The organism is Aurantimonas sp. A3-2-R12 (genome assembly GCF_036016755.1).
Classification (GTDB): Bacteria; Pseudomonadota; Alphaproteobacteria; order Rhizobiales; family Rhizobiaceae; genus Aurantimonas; species Aurantimonas coralicida_A.
This window is the reverse complement of record NZ_JAYXIH010000036.1, coordinates 19,866-44,372: the sequence shown is the minus strand read 5'-3', so window position 1 is coordinate 44,372 and position 24,507 is coordinate 19,866. Positions and strand designations below refer to the sequence as shown.

Here is a 24,507-nt window from a genome sequence, read left to right as displayed (position 1 = left end):
GCCTTTCCCATGAAGCACCTCCTGCTCACAGAGAATCAAACCGAACATCAAATGGGAACCCGTCGATTCAAATTATTCGCCGGATGCTCTAATACCAACCTGCGGCGATAGGGACCTATTCGATGGCGCCGTCCGGCAAGCCCGACCAGCCCACCTATGGCCGGGCGCTCGCCGCGCCTGGGTTCGTCGCGGGCCTCGCCCGATGCGCCGCATCGCGCGTCGTCCCGTTCCTCGCCACGCATCGGCGCCAAGGTGCGGAGAATGGCCGGTCGAATGGGTTCCTATCACCGCAGGTTGGTATAAGGCGAAAGGGAAGCGGCAAGCTGCGCGGTTCGACGCCGCCGATCGGCCGCGCCCTCACGCCCGCTCGGTCTCCTTGAGGATCGAGCGGGTCAAGAGCACCACCGGCACGATCCCGACCATGACGATCATCAGCGCCGCCAGGGCGCCGTCCTCGAAGGCCGCGCGCGATGTCTGCGCGTAGACGAAGGTCGCCAGCGTCTCGAAGTCGAAGGGGCGCAGGAGGATCGTCGCCGACAGTTCCTTGGTCGCATCGACGAAGACTAGGAGGAACGCGGTCAGCAGCGCCGGCTGCATCAGCGGCAGCAGGATCTGCCGAAGCGTCCCGCCGGGGCCGCGTCCGAGCGTGCGCGCGGCCATGTCGAGATGTGGTGACAGCTTGGAAAAGCCGCTCTCGATGGCGCCGTGGCCCATCGCCATGAACCGCACGAAACAGGCATAGACGATGGCAAAGCCCGAGCCCGACAGCAGCAGCCCGGTCGAGATGCCGAACCAGTCGCGCATCACGGCGTCGACGGCGTTGTCGAAGGCGGCGAGCGGGATCAGGATGCCGATGGCAAGCACGGTGCCCGGCACCGCGTAGCCGAGGGCGGCGACCCGCACCAGCGCCGCCAGCCGTCGGCTGCCGGTGAGGCGGATGCCGTAGGCCATCGCGAAACCCGCGCCGACAGTCGCCAGCCCCGCCGCCGTGGCGATGACGACGGTATGCTGGAGCGCCCGCCACAGCTGTGGATCGGCCAGTTGATCGAGCCGCCGCAAGGCGAAGCCGCCGAGGACCAGAACCGGGACGCCGAAGCCGACCGCGATGGGGACGGCACAGGCGAGGGCGGCAAGCGCGCCGCGCCAGCCGCGCAATGGCTCATGGCCTTCCTGCGGACGGTCGCCGCGATGAATGGTGAAGCGCTGCTGGCGCCGGGCGAAGCGCTCGATCAGGACGAGGAAGACGATGACGGCGAGCATGAACAGCGCGATCTGCGTCGCGCCATAGAGATCGCCGCGGTTGAGCCAGGTCGAATAGACGGCGAAGGTCAGCGTGCGGACGCCGAGAAACTCCACCGCGCCGATGTCGTTGACCGCTTCCATCAGCGCTAGCGCGACGCCGATCGCGATCGCCGGCCGCGCCATCGGCAGCAGGATCTTGACGAACACGGCGGCCCGCGAGGCGCCGAGGGTGCGCGCCACGTCGCCGGCCTTGCGGCCCTGCATGACGAACACCAGCCGCACGGTCAGAAAGATGTAAGGGTAGAGCACCGAGGATAGGATCAGGATCGCGCCGCCGAGCGAGCGGATCTCGGGGAACCAGTATTCCCGCGAGCTTTGAAAGCCGAAGATGTCGCGGATCGCGGTCTGTACCGGGCCGGCGAAATGCAGAAACTCGACGACGCTGTAGGCGGCGATATAGGTCGGCACCGCCAACGGCAGCACCAGCGCCCAGGCGAAAATCCGCCTTCCGGGAAACTGGAAGCTGGCGACGAGCCAGGCCGTCACCACGCCGATCGAGCCGGCGACGAGGGCGATTCCCAGCATCAGGAGCAGCGTTATCCGGCTGGCCTCGGGCAAGATCGTCTCGGCCAGATGCCGCCAGTTGGTCGATGTTCCCGACAGCGCGATGACCGCCAGCGCGACCAGCGGCAGGATCACCGTCAGCGCCACCGCCGTCGCGCCGACGAGGTAACCTCGGTCGCGCCCGCGCTTGAGACGCAGGCGGTGCCGGATGATCGGCTTTAAGAGTGGCGCGGCGTTTGACATGCGGCGGGAAGGTCAATCCTGCGATGAACGATCGAACCGCGATCGGCCCGGCAAAACCGGAATCGATCGCGACTGGCCACAGGGCTTAGCAGGCGCTCGCCGGCGAAGAAACGGCTGGGCGCCCGAAGCGGAAATCCGCCCGGGCGCCGGGTGCTCGTTGTGACCGGTTTTAGCTTCGCGTCTAGCTCTGCGGCCCGTTGTCGAAGCCGACCTCGTCGACGATCTCGGATGCCTTGGCCCGGAATTTGGCAATCTCGGCGAGCGGCATGTCGTCCGGCTTCATGTCGCCGAAGGACGTGACTAGTTCGGAGGTCGCGATGCCCGGCTTGACCGGATATTCGTAGTTGAGCTCGGCATAGATCTGCTGCGCCTCGTCGCCCGACAGGAATTCCATCAACTTCAGGGCGTTGTCCTTGTTCGGCGCGTTCTTGGCCAGCGCGACGCCGGACAGGTTCACATGGGTCAGGCCGTTATCGAAGGTCGGCATGATCACCTTGATGGCGTTGGCCCAGTCCTTCTGCTCCGGCTCCTTGTCGTTGGTCATCATCTTGCCGACGTAATAGGTGTTGCCGAGCGCGATGTCGCATTCGCCGGCGAAGATCGCCTTGGCCTGGTCGCGGTCGCCGCCCTCGGGGCGACGGGCCAGGTTGTCACGCAGGCCCGCGGCCCATTCGCGCGCAGCGTCCTCACCGTAATGGGCGACATAGGCGGCGATCAGCGCGACATTGTAGGGGTGTTGGCCCGAGCGCACGCACAGACGCCCCTTCCACTTCGGATCGGCGAGGTCCTTGTAGGTGATCTGGTCCACGTCGACCCGCTCCTTGGAGGCATAGACGACCCGGCCGCGGGCGGTGAGCCCGAACCATTCGTTCCCGGCGTCGCGGAATTCGGCCGGAATGTTCTCAGCCAGCGCCGCGTGGTCCACAGGCTGCACCACGCCGGCCTGCTTGGCGGCATCGAGCCGGCCGATGTCGACGGTCATGATGAGATCGGCCGGGGAATTGGCCCCCTCGGCGGCGATGCGCTCTTCCAGACCCTTGTCGAGAAAGATTGTCGCCGTCGTCAGGCCCGTCTCCTCGGTGAAGGCGTCGAGCAGCGGCTGGATCAGCTCCGGCTGGCGCGCGGTATAGATGTTGACGTCCGCAGCGTTGGCGGTCGCCGCGGCGAAGGACACGGCGATGAAGCCGGCGGACAGGGTCAGGGCGCGCGCGAGTCGCGGCAAACAACGCTTCGTCATCAAAACTCTCCTCGATCCGCGGAGGCGATCGCCTCACGCGGCTTGGGCTGGTCGGAACGGGCAGATCCTATCGACGCGACCGGACCCGCCCGTTTGCGGTGAAAGAGCCGCCTGGGGATGCGACCCGGCGCACTCATGCCGCATGGGCTTGGTCAACACAAGAGGTTTGGGTAAAAATAATGAATAAAATCAATGGTTTAGAAGTATTCTAATGTTGAATCATTCTAAAGCGGGAGGGTCGTGAAGCGGCTCAGTCGGTCAGAACTCTTTGTGGCGGAAACAGAATTTCGACCAGAGTCCCTTCGCCTGGGGTCGAGGAAATCGCGAATGCGGCGCGGTTGGCTTCGACCAACGCCTTGGTCAGCGGCAGGCCGAGGCCGGTGCCTTCCCCGCGTCGGCGCGCGCCCGGATTGACCTGCCGGAATGGCATCATGGCGATTTCGATCTCGCGTTCGCTCATGCCGATCCCGCTGTCGCGGAACCTGAGGGCGACGTCGCCGCCAGGCGAATAGCTGGTCGACACGATGATCTGACCGCCGGCCGGGGTGAAGTGGATAGCATTCGAGACGAGGTTCATGGCGATCTGGCGGATCGAGCGGTTGTCGGCGACCACCGGCGGCACCGACGAGGGCAGGTTGGAGCGCACGATGACGCGCTCGCGGTTCGCCTGCGGCTGCATCAGCGCCACGACATCGGAGATCACTTCGGTCAGTGAGACCGCCTCGAAGGCGAGATCGAGCTTGCCGGCCTCGATCTTGGTGATGTCGAGCAGATCGTTGACGAGATCGAGCACGTGGTGGCCGGACCGCTTGATGTCGTCGAGATATTCCAGATAGCGCTCATTGCCGATCGGACCGAAGCATTCCGTCGCCATGACGTCGGCAAAGCCGATGATGGCGTTGAGCGGGGTGCGCAGCTCATGGCTGATATTGGCGAGGAACTGGCTCTTCTGAAGGCTCGCGGCCTCGGCTTCGCGCCTTGCGTTGGTCAATTCCTCCTCGACCCGCTTGCGATGCGAGATGTCCCGAACGACGGCGTACCAGCCGCGTCCGCCCGGCAGTTGGCCGAAGTGCAGCAGCAGCGGAACGAAGCCACCCTCCGCGACGCGGCCGATGACCTCGCGACCTTCGTCGTCGGCAGACGGAGCCTCGTCGTGCCGCAGATTCTCCAGATAATCGTTGGTCGCCTTCTGGCTCTTGTGGGCGAAGAGCGTGATGAAGGGGCGTCCCGCGCTGTCACCCTCGGCGATCGCGAAGAGCTTATGGGCGGAGCCGTTCATGGAGCGGATGTTGCCCGCGACATCGAGCAGAACCAACCCGTCCGCCGCCGTGTCGATGACGGCCTTCAGGTCCTCGACCTCCTGGCGCAGCGTCTCGTGTTCGCGGTCGTCGGTCGCCGTGTCCGGCTCGATCACCCCGGCTGAATCGTGCCGCATGGTGGCCGCGCTGACGTGCTGTGAGGTGAAGAAGGACATCACCAGACAGGAGCGCCCGGTGATCGTCGAGCGCTGCATGTGCGTGCGAACGGCGATCGTCTCTTCGCTCGCGCGCCGGATCGTGAGCGCCTCATTCTCCGAGTCCGGCTCCGGGCTATCGGTAAACAGATGAGCAAGCCCGCCGGCGTCGCCCAGCGCCGTGACGGTTTCGTAGCCGGTCAGATCGAGGAATTCGCGGTTCCCATAGATGAGGTCCTCGCGGACCTGCACCAGGACAGGCAGCGGCAGCTCCGCGTAGACGGTGGCCAGCTCCGCGAGCAGGGCGGATTTGTCCGACGGCAGCATATCGGCGGAGTCGGGATCGTCACCGTCGTCACCGCTGGGATCGACGACCGCCTCGACCGGCGTCTGGCCTGGATCGCCTGCGTCCTCGACCGGCGCCTTCGGGATCGGGGACATCATCGTGTCTTCGGGATCGGACGCTCCGCCGGCATCGTTTGCCGCCTCGGCGGATGCCTGCCCGTTGGCGCGAGCATTCTCCAACTCGTCGATGCGCCGTGTCGCCGTCTGGATCGCCTGCTCGAGTCGATTGGGCGCGTCTTCGTGGGCCAGGGTCTGGCCGATCGCGCGGAACGCCGCTTCTTCGTCCTGGCTAAGATCACCGTCCTTGGGGCGCCGGCGCTCCTCTAGGCGGATGATCTTCGGCACATCGCGTTCGGCGCCCGCGTCCGGTCGATCGGCCGGATCGCGGCGCCCGAAGGAGACATCCCGCTCCTCCGACGGAAACCGCTTCAGCAGGGCGCGTCCGCCGATCTCGCGCGATCTGCCCACGGCTTCGTCGGCGAGTGATTCTTCAAGTGCTTCGTCGGCCAGACCGGAGACGGCGCCCAGACGCAGTCCAATCGCTTCGGGATCCTCGACGGAGTCGGCCAGGCGGGCAATGCCGAAGCCGCGGAAGCCGTCGAAGCTGCGGTCGCGAGCATAGACGGGAAGCGCCGCGAGATCGATAGGAACCCGCTTGTCGGTGTTTTCCAGCGGCCAGAAGACGGTGCGGCCGGACCAGGTGTCGCGGCGATCGAGGAGCCGTCGGACCTCGCCATCGGCATCCATCCGGTAGGCCGCGGCAACGTCGTGAAAGCTGCGGTCGATGACGTCGGAGGAACGCGGGCCGACGGCGGCGGCAAATTCCGGCGACAGGGAGCGGAACCGCCCGTCACTGTCGATGCGCCAGACGAAGCGGACCGAAACGACATCGAGGCGGGGCACGAACGGCGCTTCCGCATCGCGGTGGTCCGGCCCCTCCAGTTCACCGGTCAAGGCAACAGGTCGGCTTTCCGGTCCGTCGCCGAAGGGCATCGATCCTGTCAGCTCACGGCGCGGCGATCCGGTGGTGTCGGTCACCGGTTCGGGCGGGGACAATTGTCCTTCATCGACGCCACTGTCGCTCTTCGGTGCCTGATCCGTCGACGCCGCTTCCGGTTCCGGGAGCACCCGCGTGCCCCAACTGGATCGCAGCGGGTGGGGAGCGGAAGCCGCCGCCGCATGGGCGTCGTAGGGCTGCTGCGGACCCGGCGATGGCATGAGCGTGCTTTCGCTAGTGGCGGTCTGGGCATTCCCATCTTGGGAGGAGTAGCCATCGGTGGCGGTGGGCTCGTCCTTTTGCTCTGTCGTCGGGCCATCGGCATCGGAGGTCGCGATAATGCGCTCATCACCGGCCTGTCCGGCGGTGTCTTCGCCTTCTTCTGCCGCCGCGTCGATAGTATTTTCGGCGATGTCGACTTCGCTCGGTTCCGCCGCCGTTTCCGGCTCCGGCGACGACGCTTCGCCATCGCGGTTCCTGAAGTACCAGCGCTGGAGCAGCGCGCTCATCCCCGTCTTGCCGATCTGATGGGATCGGTCGTTCTCCGGATCGGCCTGAGGCGCAGGCTCAGGTGCGGGGGTCGGAGATGAGGATTTCTCCGCCACGCCAGTGTCCGGCGCGTCATCGCCGGTTCGCGCATCGGCCACCGTCTCCTGCCGTTCCGGTATGGTGCCGGCCCAAACCAGCACACGCTCGTCGGCAAGCTTTGCCAGAATCAGGACGCCGCCGTCCTCGCGGGCGACCACGCGATGCGCCTCTCCCGAGGCGCGGAAGGCGGCGAGCGTCTCCGGATCGGGCGTTTCGCCCGCAGATTCCGCGGCATCGTCGATGATCACATCGCCATCCGTGGAGCAGATCGCGACAATCCCGGGGCCGGCTTCAGCAAGAAGCCGCTGGTTGGCCGCTTCGGCCGCCTCCGTCTGGTCTTGCGGGCCCGCCACGGTGACGAGAACGACATCGCTGAGTGTTTCGCCGCCGGAAACCAGCGTGAGTTCGGCGCTCGCCGGGGGGCCTAGCCCGCCGCCGGGCCGACGAACCAGCGCCTTGGCGCGGCCAGCGGCTGCCAGCATGCGGCCCGCGGCGCGAATTTGGCGGATCGGCGCGGTGTTCAACGGCGTATCCGCCGGCTGCGGCCCAGCCGCGTCGAGTTGCAGGAGGCGCGCCCCGGCGGTATTGACCCAAAGGAGTTGCGTGAGATCGGACGAGAAGACGGCCAGAGCCGTCGAAGCAATATTGGCTTCGCGGACATGCGGATGCGCCATGATCGCTATCGCGACGGGCACTATCGATGTCGCCATGGGCAACGCTTTCAAGCTTGCCGCGCCTCCACGCCTTAACGCATCATGCACGGTTCCAGAGCCGATCTTAAGAAAGGATTCATAATAGGGCCTTCCCGCCGAATCCAGAATCTTCCGGCTTTTGGGGTCGTTCGTCGTGTTTAAGGGTTAATGTCTTCGCAAATGCGAAAAAGATTCGCCCATTATGTTGCACTGCACAAAATCACTTGCTATATAAATAAGCAGTCGCCGGCACTCTTTCGGGCGACATTCAACAACAGGAGACTGTCACATGGCCGACTCGAAAACCAACCAGGATCCGTTCGCGATGCCGAACACCCAGTCGATGATGGGCATGGACCCGTCGCAGATGTCCGAAACCTTCCGCGCCATGACGCAGAAGTCGATGGAGCAGTCCAAGGAAGCCTACAGCCGCATGAAGTCCGCCGCGGACGAAGCGACCAAGGCGCTGGAATCGACGATGGAGAACGCCCATCAGGGTTCGCTCCAGCTGTCGAAAAAGGCCATCGACGCCCTGCGCAGCAATGCCGAGACGGGCTTCCAGCATCTCGACAAGATGATGTCGGCCAAGTCGTTCGCCGAGGTCATCGAGATGCAGACGGCTTACGTCCGCAAGCAGATCGAACTGGCCACGGACCAGAGCAAGGACATGCAGGCGCTGACCCAGTCGGTCGCGCAGGACATGATGAAGCCTGGTCGCGATGCCTTCCAGAAGGCCCAGAAGAACGCCAAGTAATCAGGCCGTCGAAATGCTGGCGGGACGCCTGTCGCCCCGCCGCCGCTATGCGCACCAGGAAGACCCGGCCTGTCTCGGCAGCCGGGTTTTGCCGTGATCGATCGACGATCCGGGCTTGCGTAGGACGGCGAAAGATTTTATCTGCACCTTGGCGCGGACGAGAGTCCGCCGTGCGGTTGTAGCTCAGTTGGTTAGAGCGTCGGATTGTGGCTCCGGAGGTCGGTGGTTCGAGACCACCCAACCGTACCATTTCTTCCCTGATACGAATGTCAAAATAGCGAGCCCTGTCCCTCCGCGGGCTTTTTTGCCGCTGCGCGGCGGCGCGGGCCTGGCTTGTCCTGTACCATCGCGCTGCTCGTCGCGGCCGCGGGTCTCGCGCCCAATTCGCCGTCGCCGGTCGCGACGGCCGAGCGCCGCTCGTTTTCAGCAAACTGGACCGTGAAGGCCATGCCGGGCGTCAGGCCGGCGGCGCGCACGATCGGCCGGTCGTCGTCGCCGCGAATGATCGCATAGCCGCGTTCCAGCACCCGCAGCGGATTGAGACTGTCCGCCATGCGCCAGGCCGCAGCGATCCGCTGGCGGCGGGCTTCCGTCGCCTGTGCCTGCGCCGTCGACAGCCGCTCGCCGAGCGTGTCCAGCCGCAACCGCGCCGCCTCGCTGCGGGCCTTGATCTGATGCGGCTGCAGCCCCGCCGCCGTCCGCTCGAAACGCTGCCGCAAATCATGAAGCTTGATCTCCAAGGCATGGGCGGCACGGGTCTCGTGATGGCGCAGATCCGCGCGCTTGTCCCGAACCAGGCTGCCGAGGCGCGACGGTGACAGCCGGCTCGCGATGTCGCCGTAGTGGCGGCGCTTTTCCGAAATCGCCACGCGCAGGCATTGGCCGAGCGCGGTGGTGGCCTCGTCGAGCCGTCGCCGGGGCAGTGCCAGCAGCATGTCGGGCGAGGGCAGGGCGCGGGCGGTCGCGGCGACGGACTTGCGCTCCTGCTCCAGACGCCGCGAGATCGCGCCGGCCTGCCGGGCGTGAAGACCGGCCAGATTGGCCAGCAGTTCGGCCCGCACCGGCACGGCGATCTCGGCGGCACCGGTCGGCGTCGGCGCGCGCCGGTCGGCGGCATGGTCGATCAGCGTCCAGTCGGTCTCGTGCCCCACCGCCGAGATCAGCGGGATCGTTGAGCAGGCCGCCGCGCGCACCACCACCTCGTCGTTGAAGCCCCACAGATCTTCCAGGCTACCGCCGCCGCGCGCGACGATGATCAGGTCCGGGCGGGGTATCGCGCCGTCCGGCTCCAGCGCGTTGAAGCCGTCGATGCCGCGCGCGACCTCGTCTCCCGACGTCTCGCCCTGGACCCGCACCGGCCAGACGATCAGCCGCACCGGAAAGCGGTCGGCGATGCGGTGATGGATGTCGCGGATGACCGCGCCGGTCGGTGAGGTGACGATGCCGATGACGCGCGGCAGGTAGGGCAGGCGCTGCTTGCGGTCGGGCGAAAACAGCCCTTCGGCCTCCAGCTTGCGCTTGCGCTCGTTCAAAAGCGCCATCAGCGCCCCGGCGCCGGCCGGCTCGATGGTCTCGATGACGATCTGGTATTTCGACGAGCCGGGATAGGTGGTCAGCTTGCCGGTGGCGATCACCTCCAGCCCTTCCTCTGGCTTGAAGGCGAGCTTGGCGAAGGCGGTACGCCAGACCACGGCGTCGATGCGGGCCCTGTCATCCTTGAGGCAGAAATAGGCGTGGCCGGAGGAATGCGGACCCCGATAGCCGGACACCTCGCCGCGCACCCGGACATGGCCGAAGGCGTCCTCGACGGTTCGCTTCAGCGCGCCGGAGATTTCCGAGACGCTGTATTCGGCGACATTCGAGGCGGCGGGGGATTCGTCGAGACGGCTCATGGCCGCAATCTTGGTGAGCCGCGCGCACGGGTCAAGGCGAAACCCGGCGATGCCAAGCGATGCTGATCAATCGGATGCGTTTTGACGGCGCGCCATTCCGGTGCAAGCTGGGAGCCGGGTGCCCGACCATCCAGGAGGATGTCCATGCGGAAATTCGTGGAAACGCTTGGTTTCACGCTGCTGGCCTTGATGCTGCTCGCTGCGCCGGCGGCCGCGCAGGGCATGATGAGCGGGCTCGACCTGACCTCGCCGCGCATGACCGAAGCGGAGATGAGCCGGGCCGAGGTCGAGGCACTGCTGAGCCAGGCGACGCCCGACAGGCCCGCCGATCTCAACCGCAAGGCGCTGAACGGCCTCGATCTCTCGGGGCTGAATTTCGACGGCGCCGACATGACCAGCGCCTATCTCAACGGCACGGATTTGTCCGACGCCAGTCTCGTTGGCGCCAAGCTCGATCAGGCCTGGGGGCTGAAGGCCGTCTTCACCGACGCGAATCTGTCCGGGGCCAATCTGTTTCAGGCGCAGATGATCGACGCCAATTTCGATGGCGCCGACCTGGCGGGCGCGCGGCTGGCCAGCGATTTCACCCGCGCCTCGATGGTCGGCGCGAACATGAGCGGCGCGGATTTTTCCGCCGACATGCGCAATCAGTCGATGGGCATGATGCGCGGCGTCTTGAACTCGGCCGATCTGAGCGGCGCGGATTTTTCCGGCGCCAACCTGTCGCGCGCAGCCGGCGAGTTCGCCAATTTCACCGATGCCAATTTCGAAGGCGCGGACATGCGGCGCATGGAGGCAGCGGGAGCCCGCTTCGACGGCGCCAATCTCGAGGGGGCGGATTTCGCCGACGCCGACTTGCAGTCCGCCAAGCTCGACAAGGCCAAGGGCACGGCGAAGAATTTGGAACGATAGGGGTGTCAGCGCCGGGCGTCCAACGCGTCGGCGCACCGACGGATGCGCGGGGCATTGCCGAACTCCTGCGGCCGCTCAATGACGAGGAAGGTGTCCCCTGAGGAACGGGGCACAAGGGCGTTCGGCATCAGGTGACGTGCGCGAGCCCGCGAGGGGCTTATGGTTTCGCCGACGGCGATCCCTGAGATTTCTCCCGATAGGCCGAAAAACCCTCGCTTCGATACAGGGCTTCGATTTCGTCCTTGGAGAAAGAATTTTCGTCCGTGTCGATCGATACGCCGTAGCGCTCGGCCTGATCCTCTTCGACCACGAAACATATGCCCTCGGCGAGCGTCTCGAAACGCCGGTGGGCCACGCCACCCTTCGGCACCACGCGACGCGCGGATCTGGCCCAGAAAAGATCTGCCGGCAGATCGAAATTGATGATCGGCATGCTCGGTTTCCCCTTTCGCCGCGGCATTCGGCGGCCTGACGAGATATCGCCGTATCCAAAGCCTCCGGGCGCTTGCGCTTGCAGGCCCGCCGCGAAGACTCAATCCTCGCGGCGGGCCTGCGGTTTTATCCTGCTCGAATGATCAGGCGATCGTCTTCAGATTTTCGGCCGACATCTTGCCGCTCTTTTGATCGGACATGAGCTCGAAGCTGACCTTCTGGCCCTCGTCCAATCCGTTGAGACCGGAGCGCTCGACCGCGCTGATATGAACGAATGCATCGGCGCCGCCGTCATCCGGCGCGATGAAGCCAAAGCCCTTTTGAGCGTTGAACCATTTCACTGTTCCCGTAGCCATGGGAAAACCTTTCTAGAATGAAGTCTGAAACTCGCAACGCTAAACGCTACGGTATTTTGTGGTCGATGGCGAATACTAAAGATTGCGAGAAAAAATCCTGAAAACCCTAGCGCGCATAAATTATTGCCAACTCGGAATATATGGGATCAACACGCTCGTATTTCAAGCCGGGGGAATTTACTTGCTGGGCGGTCACAATTCAGAACTTTCAGGCGGTATCGATCGCGCCGGAACGGGCGGCGTTCCTGTGCCGCAATCTCTTGGTGAATGTCTCTTGCGCTCGCCCGTGCGCGTCGGCCAGAAGCGGGATGCATTGCATCCATGTCTTTTCGGACGGGGACAATACAGCGATCCATGACATCCATCCGTAGATGGGATGCGGCATCAAGACATCGCGCTCGATAAAGTCCCAAGGACCATCGATTATGCCGCCCTTGTCAGGACGCGGCGGAGGCGGGCCGAAGAGGCTCTGATAGGTCTTTTTTGAAACTCCGATATTAAGCCGCCAAACCTCGGTTCGATCAAGATCGGAGGCGCGATCATTCTCGCCGTTCCGATCCTTGATCGTAGCGAAATAGGTGCCCCGTGAGAACCGAGAACCAGGATTGTAAAAGTACGCCATCTCGCCCCAGGCAGCTCTCGGAACGACGCCACCGAGTTCAGAAATTAGATGCTCATGGACAGCATCACTCTCGATCCATTTGGGTTGCGACAAATTTCAGGTAATCCTCAATGGTCTTGCCCGGCTCGGGCGTGAAGGTCGTCCCGGTGGAGGCGCAAGCCTCCATCCGGTCGATGCGGTCGCATGGATTGCCGACGGTCTACTCCGCCGCGACCATTGCCCCGCGCACCCGCTGCGGACGCGGCGTCCGGGTCTCCGGCAGATGCGTCGGCGCGGCCTGCGTCGCCGGCGACAGGTTCGCCAAACTGTCGCGGATATGCTCGACCAGCGCGCTGACCACCGGCCCGTCGGCGTTGCGCGATCTGAGCACGCCGATCTCGGTATCTTGCAGCACCGGAAAATCGTCGAACTCGCCGAGCACCCGCATGCCCGGCCGCAGCGCGCATTCCGGCAGGACGCTCACCGCCAGTCCGGACAGTACCGCCGAGGTGACGATCTGCGCCGACCATGAGGTGAACAGCACTTTGTAGCGCCGCCCGATGCGGTCGAGTGCTTTGCAACCTTCGGTCCGCCAGACGCAATCTGGCCGACCGAGCGCCAGCGGCAGCACCGCTTCATTGTGGACGTCGTGCGAGGCCGACGTGACGAAATGCAACGGTTCGCGCCGTACCACTTCGCTGAGTGTCGCGCCGGGAAAGCAGTCGGAAACCAACGCGACGTCGAGCCGACCCTTGTCGATGTGCTCGGCCAGGTTGGACGAAGGCTCGCAGGCGATCTGAAGTTCGACCAGCGGATTGGAGCGCGAGAAGCGGGCGAGGATTTCCGGCAAGAAGCGTTCGGCATAGTCGTCCGGTAGGCCGATCCGCACATGGCCCTGCATCGCCTCCTCGTCGAAGGCCGACAGGGTCTCTTGGCTGAGTGCCAACATACGCCGCGCATAGGCCAGGAGCCGCGAGCCGTCGTCGGTGATCCGGATTGTCCGCCCCGTGCGCTCGAACAGCGTTGCGCCGAGCCGATCCTCCAGTCGCCGCATCTGCATAGACACCGCAGATTGGGTCTTGAAGACGTCCTCCGCCGCGCGGGTGAAGCTGCCGGCATCGACGATGGCGACGAAGGTCCGCAGATGATCGAGATCGAGGGGTGTGTTCATCAGATTGTCCATCAACGAAAGCGATGCGAGACATTACCAACATTCGTTGGAATGATCAATTCGGATCGCATAGCTTTCATCGTGTCAGGAACCACTCGGGAGCGTTTCGGCACTGTCGCAAACGGCGTCGCGTCGGCGCTCCCGCTTTTTTCCTGAAACCGATGGCTATGAAAGGACAACAGCCATGACGATCATCAGCAAGCCCCGGCCCGGCACACCGCTCGCCCATCCCCTCCAGGCGATCCGTCTTTCGCTCGTAGCGGCCCGTGCGATGGTCAAAACCATGGCCAATCGCCGCCATGCGCGCGCCATGACCGAGTTGCCCGATTATATGCTGAAAGACATCGGCATTCGCCGCGGCGACATCGACGACGCCCTGCGCGGCGATTGGCGCCAGGACCCGACCTATCGGTTGGCGCTCACCGCGGCGCGCCGTCGCAACTCCCGCTGCTACTGACGACCGAAGCGGCCTCAACCCCGCGTTCCCATCGTGATATCGGAGCGAACGACCGAAGGTCCAGACATTCGGTCGTTCGCGTTGTGGCGGATAAAATCCCGACGTCAGCCGTCGTATCGCGCGTCACGCGGAGCAACGCTTCCCGGTCCCGCGGTGGGTTCCGCCGGCGCCTCCGTGACGAGCAGCTTGTCGATCCGCCGGCCGTCCATATCCATGATTTCGAAGTCCCAGCGTTGCCAACGGAAGCGTTCGCCGACTCCGGGAATGTGCCCCAGATGATTGAGGACGAAACCGGCGGCGGTCTCGTAATCTCGCTCGGAGGGAAAGAGCAGGCCGGGCACGGCGTTTCCAACAGCGTCGATCGGCATCGCCGCGTCGATCAGCCAGGAGCCGTCGTCGCGCGCGATCACGCGCGGATCGTCATCCTCGCCTTCCGGCAAAGCTCCGGCGATCCCTTGCAGAATGTCTGTCGGCGTCGCAACGCCCTCGAAGGAGCCGTATTCGTCGAGCACGATCGCGATATGAATCGCGGCGGCGCGAAACCGCTCCAGCAGTTTGAGGATCGGCATCGTCTCATGGACGTAGAGCGGCTCGCGCATCGCCTCGGCTAGGTCGATCGTGCCAGTGCGGCGCTGTTGTTCGAGCAGATCCTTGGTCTGGACGATGCCAACGACCGTGTCGGTGTCGGTGTCGATTACCGGATAGCGCGAATGGCCGGACTTCAGGATCTTGTCGAAAAGTGTGTCGGCGTCGTCCCGCCGGTCGAGCCATGTCGTGTCCGGACGCGGCACCATGATCGAGCGAACGGTGCGATCGGCGATCCGGATGACGCCTTCCAGCATCTCTCGTTCCTTCGGCTTGAAGACGCCGGTCTGCGTCCCCTCGGCGATCATCGCCCGGACGTCTTCCTCGGTGACGCCGTCGCCGTCCTCGCGATCGCCGCCCAGCAGCAGGATCACCGCGTTGGTCGAGACCCGCAGCAACCAGACCAGCGGTGCGCCGGCCTTTGCGATCAGCGCCATCACCGGCGCGACCTTGACGGCGATCGCCTCGGCACGGCTCAGCGCGAAGCGCTTGGGCGCCAGCTCGCCGATGATCAGCGACAGATAGGTGATGACGACGACGACAAGAACGAAGGCGACGGTGCCCGCATAGGGGCCGACCACCGGCCAGTCCCGTATCATTTCGGCCAACGGCGCGGCGAAGACCGATCCGCCATAAGCGCCGGCGAAGATGCCGACGAGGGTGATGCCGATCTGGACGGTCGACAGGAATCCCGTCGGGTCCTCCATCAGACGGATGGCGCTGGCCGCGCCGCGTCGCCCTTCCTTCCGCATTTGTTCCAGACGCGATTTGCGCGCCGAGACGATGGCGATCTCCGACATGGCGAAGAAGCCGTTGAGGACGATGAGCAGGAGGATGATCAGGAATTTGGTGAGGAGCAAAAGGCGACCTTGAGGTGGATGCGGGACCGGCGCTTGAAGATGGAGGCGCGACGACCCGAAGCAAGCGGCAAGGCATTCAGCCGCCGCTCGGCGCGAGGCGCGGTTCGCAAACGGGCATGGCGCCCGTCCCCCGTTGCCGCATCACGATACTGGCGCTCGTCCCGGCCCGAGCGCGGACGATCAGTGGTCCTTGTCGTTTCCGAGCCCACCCTGGAAGCGCTGGAACAGCTCGGTCATCTGGCGGGCGTAGTCGTCCTGCATTTTCTGGCCGGCGCGGGCCAGATCGTCGAAGGTACTGGCGGCGGTGGCTTCGGGCTCCGGAGCGGGCGCCTGACTTTCGGGTTCGTCCGTCGCGGCACCGTCGCCGGATTGCAGCCCGCGCGCGAAGCCTTCCATCATAGCCTCGAAGGGCTGGAAGGGGATGAAATCTGACGCTGGCGGGGCGTCGTCGCTTGTGCGCCGGCTTGCCGAAGGCGGGCGCTCGGTTGCCTCGGCGACCGGCGGCATGAGGGGCAGCTTGCCATTCAGCGCATCGGCGAAAAGACCGGCGAGATAATCCGATCCGGCCGCGCCCGGGAAGCTCGGCTGCCGGCGCTGCGGACTGTCGGATGGGCGCCCCATGGCTTCCATCGCATTGGCGCCGCGCCGCATCATTTCCGCGATCGCCCCGGGATAATTGCCGTCGGCCAGCCCCGCGGGCTGATTTCGCGCGACATTGGCGAGCATCATCTTGACCATGGTCTGCATGGTCATGATCGAGAGGTTGCGCATCAGCTTCTCGACCGTGTCCGGAGCGATTCCGCTGGCAAGCGAGACCTTCCGCGCCACCGCGTTGGAAATGTCGCGCGAGCCGAACAGCGCGTTGGCCAGATCCTTCGCAGCCGGGCTCCTGGCGGTTTCCGGTCCCGGCATGGTGGTGCCGTCCATGAACGGCAGGAACCGGTGCGAGAGCTCAGTCCAGGCGGCGGGATCCAACATCGCGCGTTGCAGCGCCAGGGTGAAGGCGGGGGCCAGCGCCTCGGTCGTCTCTCGCATCTCCCGATGGCTGAGCTTGAAAGCATCCGCCAGACGATCGGCGCCAAGGCCGGAATCGCCTACAGTCAGCCAGTCGAAGAAATCGGTCATTGTGACCTCGATCGCAGCGTGCCCGTCCACATCCGGGCACACCATGCGCTCCCTGTCAAAGCGGAGCAACCGGTTCTTCTCCCATCAGCGGCAAAACGTCGCGCGAACGGGACCCGGCGGCGTCTCGTGCGACCGCGGCCGCCGACGGCTCAGTAGCTGAGGTGCTTGAAGACACGTTCCATCGAACGGTCCCATTGCTCTTCGTAAAGCCGGATCAGCTCTTCCCCCGACGTTGTGCCACGGGCGGCCACTTCCTCGAGCGGCGCGAGAAAATGGCTCTCGTCGTTGCCTTCCTCGTTCAGGCAACGCCGGGCGACGAGGCCCTGACGCGACAGTTTCAGCGTCTCGCGGGCGAGATCGAGCACCGTGCCGTCCCTGAACGGTGTGCGGAAGCCGCTCCTTGGGACCTCTGCGCGCATGGCCGACACTTCTTCAAAGCTCCAGTCGCGCGTCAGCGCCTCGACCGCGGCGAGCGTCGCTTCGTCATAGAGCAGGCCGACCCAATAGGCGGGCAGGGCGCAGATCCGCCGCCACGGACCGCCGTCGGCGCCGCGCATTTCGATGAAGCGCTTCAGGCGGACGTCCGGAAACAGCGTCGACAGATGGTTGACCCAATCGCCCATCTGCGGCTCGGGGTCGCTGACCCGGCCCTTGAGGGCGCCGTCCATGAATTGCCGGAAGGTGACGTCGGTCGCGTCGGTGTAGCGGCCGTCGCGGGTGACGAAATACATCGGCACGTCGAGCGCCCACTCGGCATAATCCCGGTAGGTGAAATCGTCCTTGAAGACGAAGGGCAGGAGGCCGGAGCGCTGGTTGTCGACGTCGGACCACACCTCCGAGCGCCAGGAACACAGGCCATTGGGCTTGCCCTCGGTGAAGGGCGAATGGGCGAACAGCGCGGAGGCGACCGGCTGCAGCCGCATGCCGATCTGCATCTTGCGGCGCATGTCGGCTTCCGACGCGAAGTCGAGATTGACCTGGATCGTCGCCGTGCGGAACATCATGTCGAGGCCGCGCGTGCCGACCTTCGGCATGTAGCGTCGCATGATCTCGTAGCGCGATTTCGGCATGATCGGGGTTTCGTCGATCGTCCATGTCGGCGAGGAACCGATGCCGAGAAAGCCGATGCCGAGATCCTTGGCGACCGCGCGGACCTGGGCCAGGTGCCCGTTGGATTCCTGACAGGTCGCGTGGATGGTCTCCAGCGGCGCGCCGGACAGCTCGAACTGTCCGCCGGGCTCCAGCGAGATCGCGCCCTGGCCATCGCTGCCGTAGAGGCCGATGATGCGGCCGTCATCGACGATCGCTTCCCAGCCGGACAGCGCCTGCATCTTCTCCAGAAGCTTTCCGATGCCGCGCTCGCCCTCGTAAGGCACCGGCGAGAGGTCGTCGATATAATAGCCGAACTTTTCGTGCTCGGTGCCGATCCGGAAGAGCGACGCCGGTTTTTCGCCGCCTTTCAGATAGGCGGTCAAATCCTCGACCGAGGTGACCGGCGTCAGATCGGTCGTGTCGCGCGCCATGCAGGAGCCCTCTAAAATCTTCGCCTGGAGTCGCCCGCACGGACGAGTTCATCGTTCAGGTGGGGACGTGCCCAGTTTTTCGCCCGATCGCAACATAATTCGGGTTGACGGTGCGGCCAGTGCTTGCGGTTCCGGCACCGAGTTAGACCTGGGTTCGGAAATTGCGATTGAAATATAGGACTAAGTGATATAGATTTCGGGGTGCGGTTAGCGCTGGTTGGGCAGTCGACCAAATGGCCCATTTTGAATGGTCGCCTTGGAATCGGATAGAACGCTATGTTTTTGATCACGAGTTCATCGCGAGGCTACAATGCGGGTTTTCAAGACGAAGACATTTAACCGCGGTGCCCGGAAGGCGGGGGTGGCAGACGCCGAGTTGGGGAAATCGGTGGCCCGCATCTTGGCGGGAAAGATCGATGCCGATCTTGGAGCGCACCTCGTCAAGCAAAGAGTTTCACAGGGCGAAGGAGGCCGGACGGGAGGCCACCGCGCCATCATCGTTCACAAGTATGGGGACCGTATCGTTTTCGTTCACCTGTTTGCAAAGAGCGCGAGAGCGAACCTTACCGGCGAGGAATTGGAGACCTATCGGGACCTTGCCAAGATCATTGCCGATCTCGCCCCGAGCAAGTCGAACGCCTGCTCGAAACCAAGGAATGGATAGAGATTGACCATGGAAAAGAGCAAGCGGGCTTATCGGAGTGATGCGCTTCGCTCCGCTCACGAGGCTGTCACCGGTCTTTACAAGATCGGCGCCGTCGATCGAAAAACCAAGAGACGCTTTGACGCCGCCTGTCTGACGACAGTCGAGGAACTCGCGGCTGACGACATCCGGGGGATTCGAGAGACCGCGCAGATGAGCCAGGCGGTTTTTGCGCAGGTGTTGAATGTCAGCAAATCCGTGGTCAGCAAATGGGAACAGGGAGAAAAGAGGCCTGGTGGTCCTTCCCTGAAGCTGCTCTCGCTGGCTCAGAAGAAGGGCATTGAAGCTATCCTCTGAGGAATGAGGCGGGCCTGTGCGTCGCCATCTGTGGCTCAATGGCGGCCAGCTCCGGATGGCATCAACCCTCACACCAGTCGCCGATGCTCGCCTGCAGCACGGCCAGAGCGGCGACCGCCGCAGTGTCGGCGCGAAGAATGCGCGGCCCGAGCGAGATGGCGGTGACGAATTCGGCGGCCTGGAGCGCCCGGCGTTCCTCCGCCGAAAAGCCGCCCTCGGGGCCGATGAGCAGCGCCAGCGGCCCCTGTGGTATCGCCCGCAGCGTATCGATCGGGCTCTCGGCCTCCTCGCGCTCGTCGCAGAAGACCAGATGCCGGGAGCGGTCCCAGCCGGCGATCAAATCGGCGAACTTCACCGGCTCGCGGCATTCGGGGATCGACAGGATGCCGCACTGCTCGGCCGCCTCGACGGCATTGGCCCGCATCCGCTCGATATTGAGCCGCGAGGCCTGCACATGCTGCGTCATCACCGGTCGCAGCACGCCGGCGCCCATTTCGACGGCCTTTTGCACCGTGTAGTCGAGGCGGGCGTGCTTCAATGGCGCGAACAGATAATGCAGATCCGCCGGCGGAGTCTGGTCGCGCACCCGTTCGCGCGGCAAAAGTTCGAGCTTCTTCTTGGCCGGCTTGGTGAGATCGCAACGCCATTCGCCGTCGCGGCTGTTGAAGGCAAGCACCGTATCGCCTTCGCCGAGGCGCATGACATTGTGGAGATAGTTCGCCTGCACCGGCGTTGCGGGCACGGCCTGCCCTTCGGACAAATCGCTCTCAACAAACAGCCGGGGGCTCCGGAAGTCATGACTCGGCATCTGCGGACGGACCTTTCTCAAACCGGCCGGGGCGCGAAGGCGGAGAGAACGCCCGCGCCGATGAGGCAGGCGGCGCCGGTGCGCGTCGCCGACCGTAGAACGCGCGGTCGCCGGATGAAGCCGCGGGCCGTCGTTGCCAGCAGCGCGTAGAGATACGCGTTCACAATGCCAAGCAGCACGAATATGCCGATGAAGACCATTGCCTGCGCCGCATAGGGCTTCGCCGGGTCGATGAACTGCGGCACGAAGGCGACGAAGAACACGATGCCCTTGGGGTTGAACAGGGTGACCAGGAAGGCGTCGCGAAAGACGAGGCGTCGGCGCGTCTCGACGATAGTCGCCGCTTCGGCGGCAAAGCTCACCGGGGAGCGCCACATCCTGATGCCGATAGTGATCAGATAGGCCGCGCCCAGCCATTTCAGCGCGGCGAAGGCGCCGGCCGAGGTGGCGAGCAGCGCCCCGACGCCGGCCAGCGACAGGCTGGCCGCGATCAGATCGCCGAGTCCGACGCCGGCGACGCTGGCGAGCGCCGTGCGCCGGCCATGGGCAAGCGCTTGGCCGACGACCATGACGATGGTCGGGCCGGGAATGACCACAAGGATCGCCGAGGCGAGGACGAAGGCGGCGAGGACGGTGGGATCGACGGGCATGGCCAGAAACTCCGGGGAATGGATTTCCGCGCCACAAATCCTGCTTTCGGGGCCTTTGTCCAGAGGTGGACTCCGGCCCAAGACGGTCGTGCGATTTGGCGGGGCCGACCGACATCGCTGTGCGATGCGGGCAGGACGCCTTGCCCGTTCTATGGCGGCAAGCTTGTTTCGTGATACATTTCCCGCCTAGATCGACGATCCCGGGAGACATCGAGACGATGAGCCAGGCGGCAGCGCGTCACTGGTCGGTGGAGGAATTTCTCGCCTGGCAGTTGGGCCGGCCTGGGCGTTTCGAGCTCGTCGGCGGATTTCCGGTCGAAATGATGACGGGGGCCACGATCCGGCATGATGACATTGTTCTGAATATCTTGGCGGAACTCCGGCAGAGGCAGCGTGGAAAACCGTGCCGACCTTTTACGGCCGACCTGTGCGTCGAGACCCTGCCGGGCCAAATACGCCGCCCCGACGCCGGCGTCGATTGCGGTCCTCGTGATCCCGACGGGCTCATTGCCAGTGACCCGGTCTTGGTTGTCGAAGTGTTTTCGCCGACGACGCGGGATTTCGACACGGCCGGCAAGCTCGCCGAATACAAGACTGTCGCCTCGCTCCGCACCATCCTCTATGTCGAGCCGAACCGGCCGGAGGTGTTCGTTTTCGAGCGGAACGAAGGCGGCGAATGGATCGAGAGCCGTCTCGCCGGTATGGACACGGCCGCGCCGGTCCCGGCGCTCGGCATCGAACTGCCGCTGGCGGAGATTTTCGACGGCGTCGAATTTCCGACAGGACCCTATCTCGCCTGAGGGAATGTCGGCCGGAAATCGCTTCGATTGATCGCCGGCCGCCCCTCCATCACCCCACCACGATGATGTGCAGCGCCCGCGGGCCATGCGCGCCGAGCAGCAGCGTTTGCTCGATGTCGCCGGAGCGCGACGGGCCGGTGACGAAGTTCAGCGAGCGCGGCATCTCGCCCTTGCCGTAACGCTGCCTGACCGCGGGAAAGATCGCCTCCATGTCGCCGGCGATGTCCTCCGCCTTGACGACGACGATGTGGTTTTCGGGCAGGAAGTTGAGGCTAGTGGGGTTCTCCGCGCCGGAGACGAGCACCAGCGTGCCGGTCTCGGCGATGCCGCTTTCGGCATGGGAGAGGGCGTTAAGGTCGTTGCCGTCCGATGCGCCGCGTCGCAGGGTCAGCGCGGTGGCGCCGAAATCGGCGCCGGCGAGGCGCGGATCCTCGGCGAGACGTAGATCTGCGGGAAAATTGTTGTCGCGCAGCCAGCGCGAGACTTCGGCGGGCAGATCGCCATAGCTGGCGATCCGCGCCGTCGTGGCGTCAGCCTTCTCGGCCATCTTGACGAACAGCGACACCTGATCGGCGTGGGGCAATTGCCCGCGCTGTGGCACGATGCCCTTCGGCGCGCCGGCCAGCCGCTCCTCGACAATGCGTTGGCGCTCCGGGTCGCCGGGCCGGGCGCCGTTGGAGCGACGGATGCGGCCGAGCACCGCGTCGCGTGTCGAGCCGCTCATCGGTTGGCCTCCGCTCTACCCGTTCGTTGCGCGTATTCCTGCATGAAGGTGCGGCCCTCGGGCGCTGGAAGGTCGCGCCATTTGGTCCAGCCGCCGGCCAGCGGCAGCGACGTAAAGCGGCGCTTCTTTCCGCCGAGCGCTTTCAGCATCGGCATCGCAACGGAGACGGCGACTCGGTAGAGCTTCGGCCGCCGCGCCAAAAACGCCCAGGCGCCAAGGCCGGCGCGCTGGGTGGTCGGCTGCAGATGGCTTTCGAATTCCTTCTCGCGCCAGTGCCGCATCATCTTCGGCAGCGGAATCCGCATCGGGCAGACGCTCTCGCAGCGGCCGCAGAAGGTCGAGGCATTCGGCAGATGCCCGGCCTTGTCGACGCCGATCAGCGACGGGGTGAGCACGGCGCCCATCGGGCCGGGATAGACCCAGCCATAGGAGTGGCCCCCGACGGCGTGGTAGACCGGGCAGTGGTTCATGCAGGCACCGCAGCGGATGCAGCGCAACATCTCCTCAAACTCGGTGCCGAGCATGTTGGAGCGGCCGTTGTCGAGCAGGATGACGTGGTATTCCTCCGGCCCGTCCGGGTCCTCCGCGCGCTTCGGCCCGGTCGACAGGGTGGTGTAGACGCTCATGTCCTGGCCGGTGGCGGAGCGGGCGAGAACGCGCAGAATCTGGGCGGTGTCCTCCAGCGTCGGCACCAGCTTCTCGATCGAGGCGAGCACCACGTGGCATTTGCCCAGAAGCTGGGTGAGGTCGCCATTGCCCTCGTTGGTGACGATCACCGAGGAACCGGTCTCGGCGATCAGGAAGTTCGCGCCGGTGACGCCGATGTCGGCCTCGCCGTATTTCTGGCGCAGAATCTGCCGGGCCTCGCCGAGCAGCGTTTCCGGCGCGGTCAGGTCGCGTTTCGGGTCGAGATCGACATGGACGCGGCGAAAATCCGCCTCGACCTGATCGCGGTTGACGTGAACCGCCGGGGCGATGATGTGGCTCGGATGCTCGCCGCGAAGCTGGATGATGTATTCGCCAAGGTCGGTCTCGATCGGGGTAATGCCATTGGCCTCGAGAAACTCGTTCAGCCCGATCTCCTCGGAGATCATCGTCTTGCCCTTGGTGACGGTCTTGGCCTTCCGCCGCTTGGCGATGTCGAGGAAAATCCGCCGGGCGTGTTCGGAATCCTCGGCGAAATGCACGATGCCGCCGGACGCCTCGACCTTCGCCACATAGGCCTCGATGTAGAGATCGAGATGCTTCAGCGTGTGGTTCTTGATCTCGCGCGCCTTGTCGCGCAGCGCATCGAATTCGGGCAGCGCGTCGACGGCCTTTTGTCGCTTGGCGATGAAGCCGCGCTCGACATTGCCGAGCGCGCGCTGCAGCTCGACGTCGGCGAGCGCCTTGACGGAATTGGCCTTGAAGGTCTGTGAAGTGATCTGCATCGGTTACTCGGACATCCAGTCGTGATCGCGCGATTGCTCGATCGTATAGGGGCAGTCGGTGGGACATTTGGAAAGGGGCAGGCGGGCTTCGCCGTTGACGATCCGTGTCACAGCTTGCCGCCGATCGGCGGCGTGTCGGTCATGCCGGCCAGTACTTCGGCGACGTGGCGCACTTCCACGGCGATGCCTTCGCGCTTCAGTTTGCCGTCCATGTTCATCAGGCAGCCGAGATCGCCGGCCAGCAGCATGTCGGCGCCGCTGGCGGCGACATGTTTGGCCTTCTTGGTGACGATGGCGTTGGAGATATCGGGATACTTCACGCAGAAGGTCCCGCCGAAGCCGCAGCAGACCTCGGCTTCCTTCAGTTCGGTCAGTTCGAGCCCGTCGACCGATTCGAGCAGCTTTCGCGGCTGCGCCTTGACGCCGAGTTCGCGTAGACCCGAACAGGAATCGTGATAGGTCGCCGTGCCCTGGACCTTGGCTTCGACGGCGGTGACACCACGGACATCGGCGAGGAAGCTGACGAGTTCGTACACCTTGTCGGAAAACGCCGCCGCGCGCGCCTCCCACTCGGCATCGCCGGCGAAGAGTTCGGGATAGTGCTTCTTCAGCATCGCCGAACAGGAGCCGGACGGCGCGACGACATAGTCGAAGCCCTCGAACGTGGCGATGACCTGCTCGGCGATCGCGCGCGTATCGGCCCGGTCGCCGGAATTATAAGCGGGCTGGCCGCAGCATGTCTGCGCCGTCGGCACGCTCACCCGGCAGCCGGAATCCTCGATCAACTTGATCGCCGCGAAGCCGACGCTCGGCCGGAACAGGTCAACGAGGCAAGTGACGAAGAGCGCGACCTCGGGCGTGGTGGACCTCGCTTCGTTTTGATCGGTTGTACTGTCGATGTCGGCCATACCCTCTCCCAGATGATTTCCCGCGGCACATATGCCGCCTGCCAAGCTCCCGGCGCCGGGGCGCCCATTCCGCTCCTTTTGGGCTCGTTTCGCCCGCGCCGCAATATCTTCCCGCGCCCGGCGGCTTCCGTTCATCTCTCGTTTCGGCTAGCACGCTC

Annotated in this window: 22 protein-coding genes and 1 tRNA gene; 7 read left to right on the top strand and 16 right to left on the bottom strand. The window is 64.8% G+C overall.

Features of this window, described 5'->3' with window-relative positions:
- Window positions 1-357: 357 nt before the first annotated feature.
- From VSX60_RS16895 to VSX60_RS16885, 3 genes are all read right to left on the bottom strand, one after another.
- A complete protein-coding gene (locus VSX60_RS16895; RefSeq protein ID WP_327625430.1) occupies window positions 358-2,049 on the bottom strand; it encodes an ABC transporter permease in 1,692 nt (563 codons plus the stop codon).
- 181 nt (window positions 2,050-2,230) lie between these two features.
- Entirely contained in the window at window positions 2,231-3,286 is a 1,056-nt protein-coding gene (locus VSX60_RS16890) for a Fe(3+) ABC transporter substrate-binding protein (protein WP_327625429.1), read from the bottom strand.
- 250 nt (window positions 3,287-3,536) lie between these two features.
- Complete coding sequence (locus VSX60_RS16885) at window positions 3,537-7,379, bottom strand: histidine kinase dimerization/phospho-acceptor domain-containing protein (RefSeq protein WP_327625428.1); 3,843 nt, start codon at window positions 7,377-7,379, stop codon at window positions 3,537-3,539.
- 271 nt (window positions 7,380-7,650) lie between these two features.
- On the opposite strand from VSX60_RS16885, the gene VSX60_RS16880 reads away from it, so the two are divergent.
- Together VSX60_RS16880 and VSX60_RS16875 are read left to right on the top strand one after the other, a co-directional pair.
- Window positions 7,651-8,115: a phasin gene (locus VSX60_RS16880; RefSeq protein WP_327625427.1), complete on the top strand. Its 465-nt coding sequence runs from the start codon at window positions 7,651-7,653 to the stop codon at window positions 8,113-8,115.
- Window positions 8,116-8,287: 172 nt separating this feature from the next.
- Window positions 8,288-8,364, top strand: a tRNA-His gene (locus tag VSX60_RS16875).
- A 20-nt stretch (window positions 8,365-8,384) separates the two neighbouring features.
- On the opposite strand, the gene xseA is transcribed toward VSX60_RS16875, so the two are convergent.
- Window positions 8,385-10,007, bottom strand: coding sequence for an exodeoxyribonuclease VII large subunit (gene xseA, locus VSX60_RS16870; RefSeq protein ID WP_327625426.1), 1,623 nt, complete (start codon window positions 10,005-10,007; stop codon window positions 8,385-8,387).
- 144 nt (window positions 10,008-10,151) lie between these two features.
- Between xseA and VSX60_RS16865 the strand changes: the two genes are divergently transcribed.
- A complete protein-coding gene (locus VSX60_RS16865; RefSeq protein WP_327625425.1) occupies window positions 10,152-10,919 on the top strand; it encodes a pentapeptide repeat-containing protein in 768 nt (255 codons plus the stop codon).
- 157 nt (window positions 10,920-11,076) lie between these two features.
- Here the strand turns inward: VSX60_RS16865 and VSX60_RS16860 are convergent, their stop codons facing one another.
- The 4 genes from VSX60_RS16860 to VSX60_RS16845 all read right to left on the bottom strand — a co-directional run bounded on the left by VSX60_RS16860 (window position 11,077) and on the right by VSX60_RS16845 (window position 13,479).
- Entirely contained in the window at window positions 11,077-11,352 is a 276-nt protein-coding gene (locus VSX60_RS16860) for a hypothetical protein (protein WP_327625424.1), read from the bottom strand.
- 142 nt (window positions 11,353-11,494) lie between these two features.
- The gene (locus VSX60_RS16855; RefSeq protein WP_206452965.1) at window positions 11,495-11,707 is read right to left on the bottom strand and encodes a cold-shock protein; all 213 of its coding nucleotides are present in this window, start codon (window positions 11,705-11,707) and stop codon (window positions 11,495-11,497) included.
- A 208-nt stretch (window positions 11,708-11,915) separates the two neighbouring features.
- Window positions 11,916-12,422, bottom strand: coding sequence for a DUF6194 family protein (locus VSX60_RS16850; protein WP_327625423.1), 507 nt, complete (start codon window positions 12,420-12,422; stop codon window positions 11,916-11,918).
- Between the two features lie 106 nt (window positions 12,423-12,528).
- Window positions 12,529-13,479 (bottom strand): LysR family transcriptional regulator, encoded by a 951-nt coding sequence (locus tag VSX60_RS16845; protein WP_327625422.1) that lies wholly within the window; start codon window positions 13,477-13,479, stop codon window positions 12,529-12,531.
- 184 nt (window positions 13,480-13,663) lie between these two features.
- On the opposite strand from VSX60_RS16845, the gene VSX60_RS16840 reads away from it, so the two are divergent.
- Window positions 13,664-13,936, top strand: a complete 273-nt coding sequence (locus tag VSX60_RS16840; protein WP_327625421.1) for a DUF1127 domain-containing protein — start codon at window positions 13,664-13,666, stop codon at window positions 13,934-13,936.
- Between the two features lie 104 nt (window positions 13,937-14,040).
- Here the strand turns inward: VSX60_RS16840 and VSX60_RS16835 are convergent, their stop codons facing one another.
- From VSX60_RS16835 to VSX60_RS16825, 3 genes are all read right to left on the bottom strand, one after another.
- Window positions 14,041-15,381, bottom strand: coding sequence for a hemolysin family protein (locus VSX60_RS16835; RefSeq protein ID WP_327625420.1), 1,341 nt, complete (start codon window positions 15,379-15,381; stop codon window positions 14,041-14,043).
- Window positions 15,382-15,561: 180 nt separating this feature from the next.
- A complete protein-coding gene (locus VSX60_RS16830; RefSeq protein ID WP_327625419.1) occupies window positions 15,562-16,506 on the bottom strand; it encodes a hypothetical protein in 945 nt (314 codons plus the stop codon).
- Window positions 16,507-16,655: 149 nt separating this feature from the next.
- Complete coding sequence (locus tag VSX60_RS16825; protein ID WP_327625418.1) at window positions 16,656-18,029, bottom strand: glutamate--cysteine ligase; 1,374 nt, start codon at window positions 18,027-18,029, stop codon at window positions 16,656-16,658.
- Window positions 18,030-18,339: 310 nt separating this feature from the next.
- Here VSX60_RS16825 and VSX60_RS16820 point away from each other — a divergent pair, with 310 nt between their 5' ends.
- The gene (locus VSX60_RS16820) at window positions 18,340-18,693 is read left to right on the top strand and encodes a type II toxin-antitoxin system RelE/ParE family toxin (protein WP_327625417.1); all 354 of its coding nucleotides are present in this window, start codon (window positions 18,340-18,342) and stop codon (window positions 18,691-18,693) included.
- Between the two features lie 9 nt (window positions 18,694-18,702).
- Window positions 18,703-19,029 (top strand): helix-turn-helix domain-containing protein, encoded by a 327-nt coding sequence (locus VSX60_RS16815; RefSeq protein ID WP_327625416.1) that lies wholly within the window; start codon window positions 18,703-18,705, stop codon window positions 19,027-19,029.
- Window positions 19,030-19,090: 61 nt separating this feature from the next.
- On the opposite strand, the gene VSX60_RS16810 is transcribed toward VSX60_RS16815, so the two are convergent.
- On the bottom strand, window positions 19,091-19,837 hold the full coding sequence (locus tag VSX60_RS16810; RefSeq protein WP_327625415.1) for a 16S rRNA (uracil(1498)-N(3))-methyltransferase: 747 nt from the start codon (window positions 19,835-19,837) through the stop codon (window positions 19,091-19,093).
- 17 nt (window positions 19,838-19,854) lie between these two features.
- A complete protein-coding gene (locus tag VSX60_RS16805; protein ID WP_327625414.1) occupies window positions 19,855-20,487 on the bottom strand; it encodes a LysE family translocator in 633 nt (210 codons plus the stop codon).
- A gap of 218 nt (window positions 20,488-20,705) precedes the next feature.
- Here VSX60_RS16805 and VSX60_RS16800 point away from each other — a divergent pair, with 218 nt between their 5' ends.
- Window positions 20,706-21,287: a Uma2 family endonuclease gene (locus VSX60_RS16800; RefSeq protein ID WP_327625413.1), complete on the top strand. Its 582-nt coding sequence runs from the start codon at window positions 20,706-20,708 to the stop codon at window positions 21,285-21,287.
- Window positions 21,288-21,336: 49 nt separating this feature from the next.
- Here the strand turns inward: VSX60_RS16800 and VSX60_RS16795 are convergent, their stop codons facing one another.
- The 3 genes from VSX60_RS16795 to VSX60_RS16785 all read right to left on the bottom strand — a co-directional run bounded on the left by VSX60_RS16795 (window position 21,337) and on the right by VSX60_RS16785 (window position 24,349).
- Entirely contained in the window at window positions 21,337-22,011 is a 675-nt protein-coding gene (locus VSX60_RS16795; protein WP_327625412.1) for a LutC/YkgG family protein, read from the bottom strand.
- On the bottom strand, window positions 22,008-23,441 hold the full coding sequence (locus tag VSX60_RS16790; RefSeq protein ID WP_327625411.1) for a LutB/LldF family L-lactate oxidation iron-sulfur protein: 1,434 nt from the start codon (window positions 23,439-23,441) through the stop codon (window positions 22,008-22,010). Before VSX60_RS16790 ends, VSX60_RS16795 begins: the two co-directional genes overlap by 4 nt.
- 107 nt (window positions 23,442-23,548) lie before the next feature.
- Window positions 23,549-24,349, bottom strand: coding sequence for a (Fe-S)-binding protein (locus tag VSX60_RS16785; RefSeq protein WP_327625410.1), 801 nt, complete (start codon window positions 24,347-24,349; stop codon window positions 23,549-23,551).
- Between the last annotated feature and the right edge of the window lie 158 nt (window positions 24,350-24,507).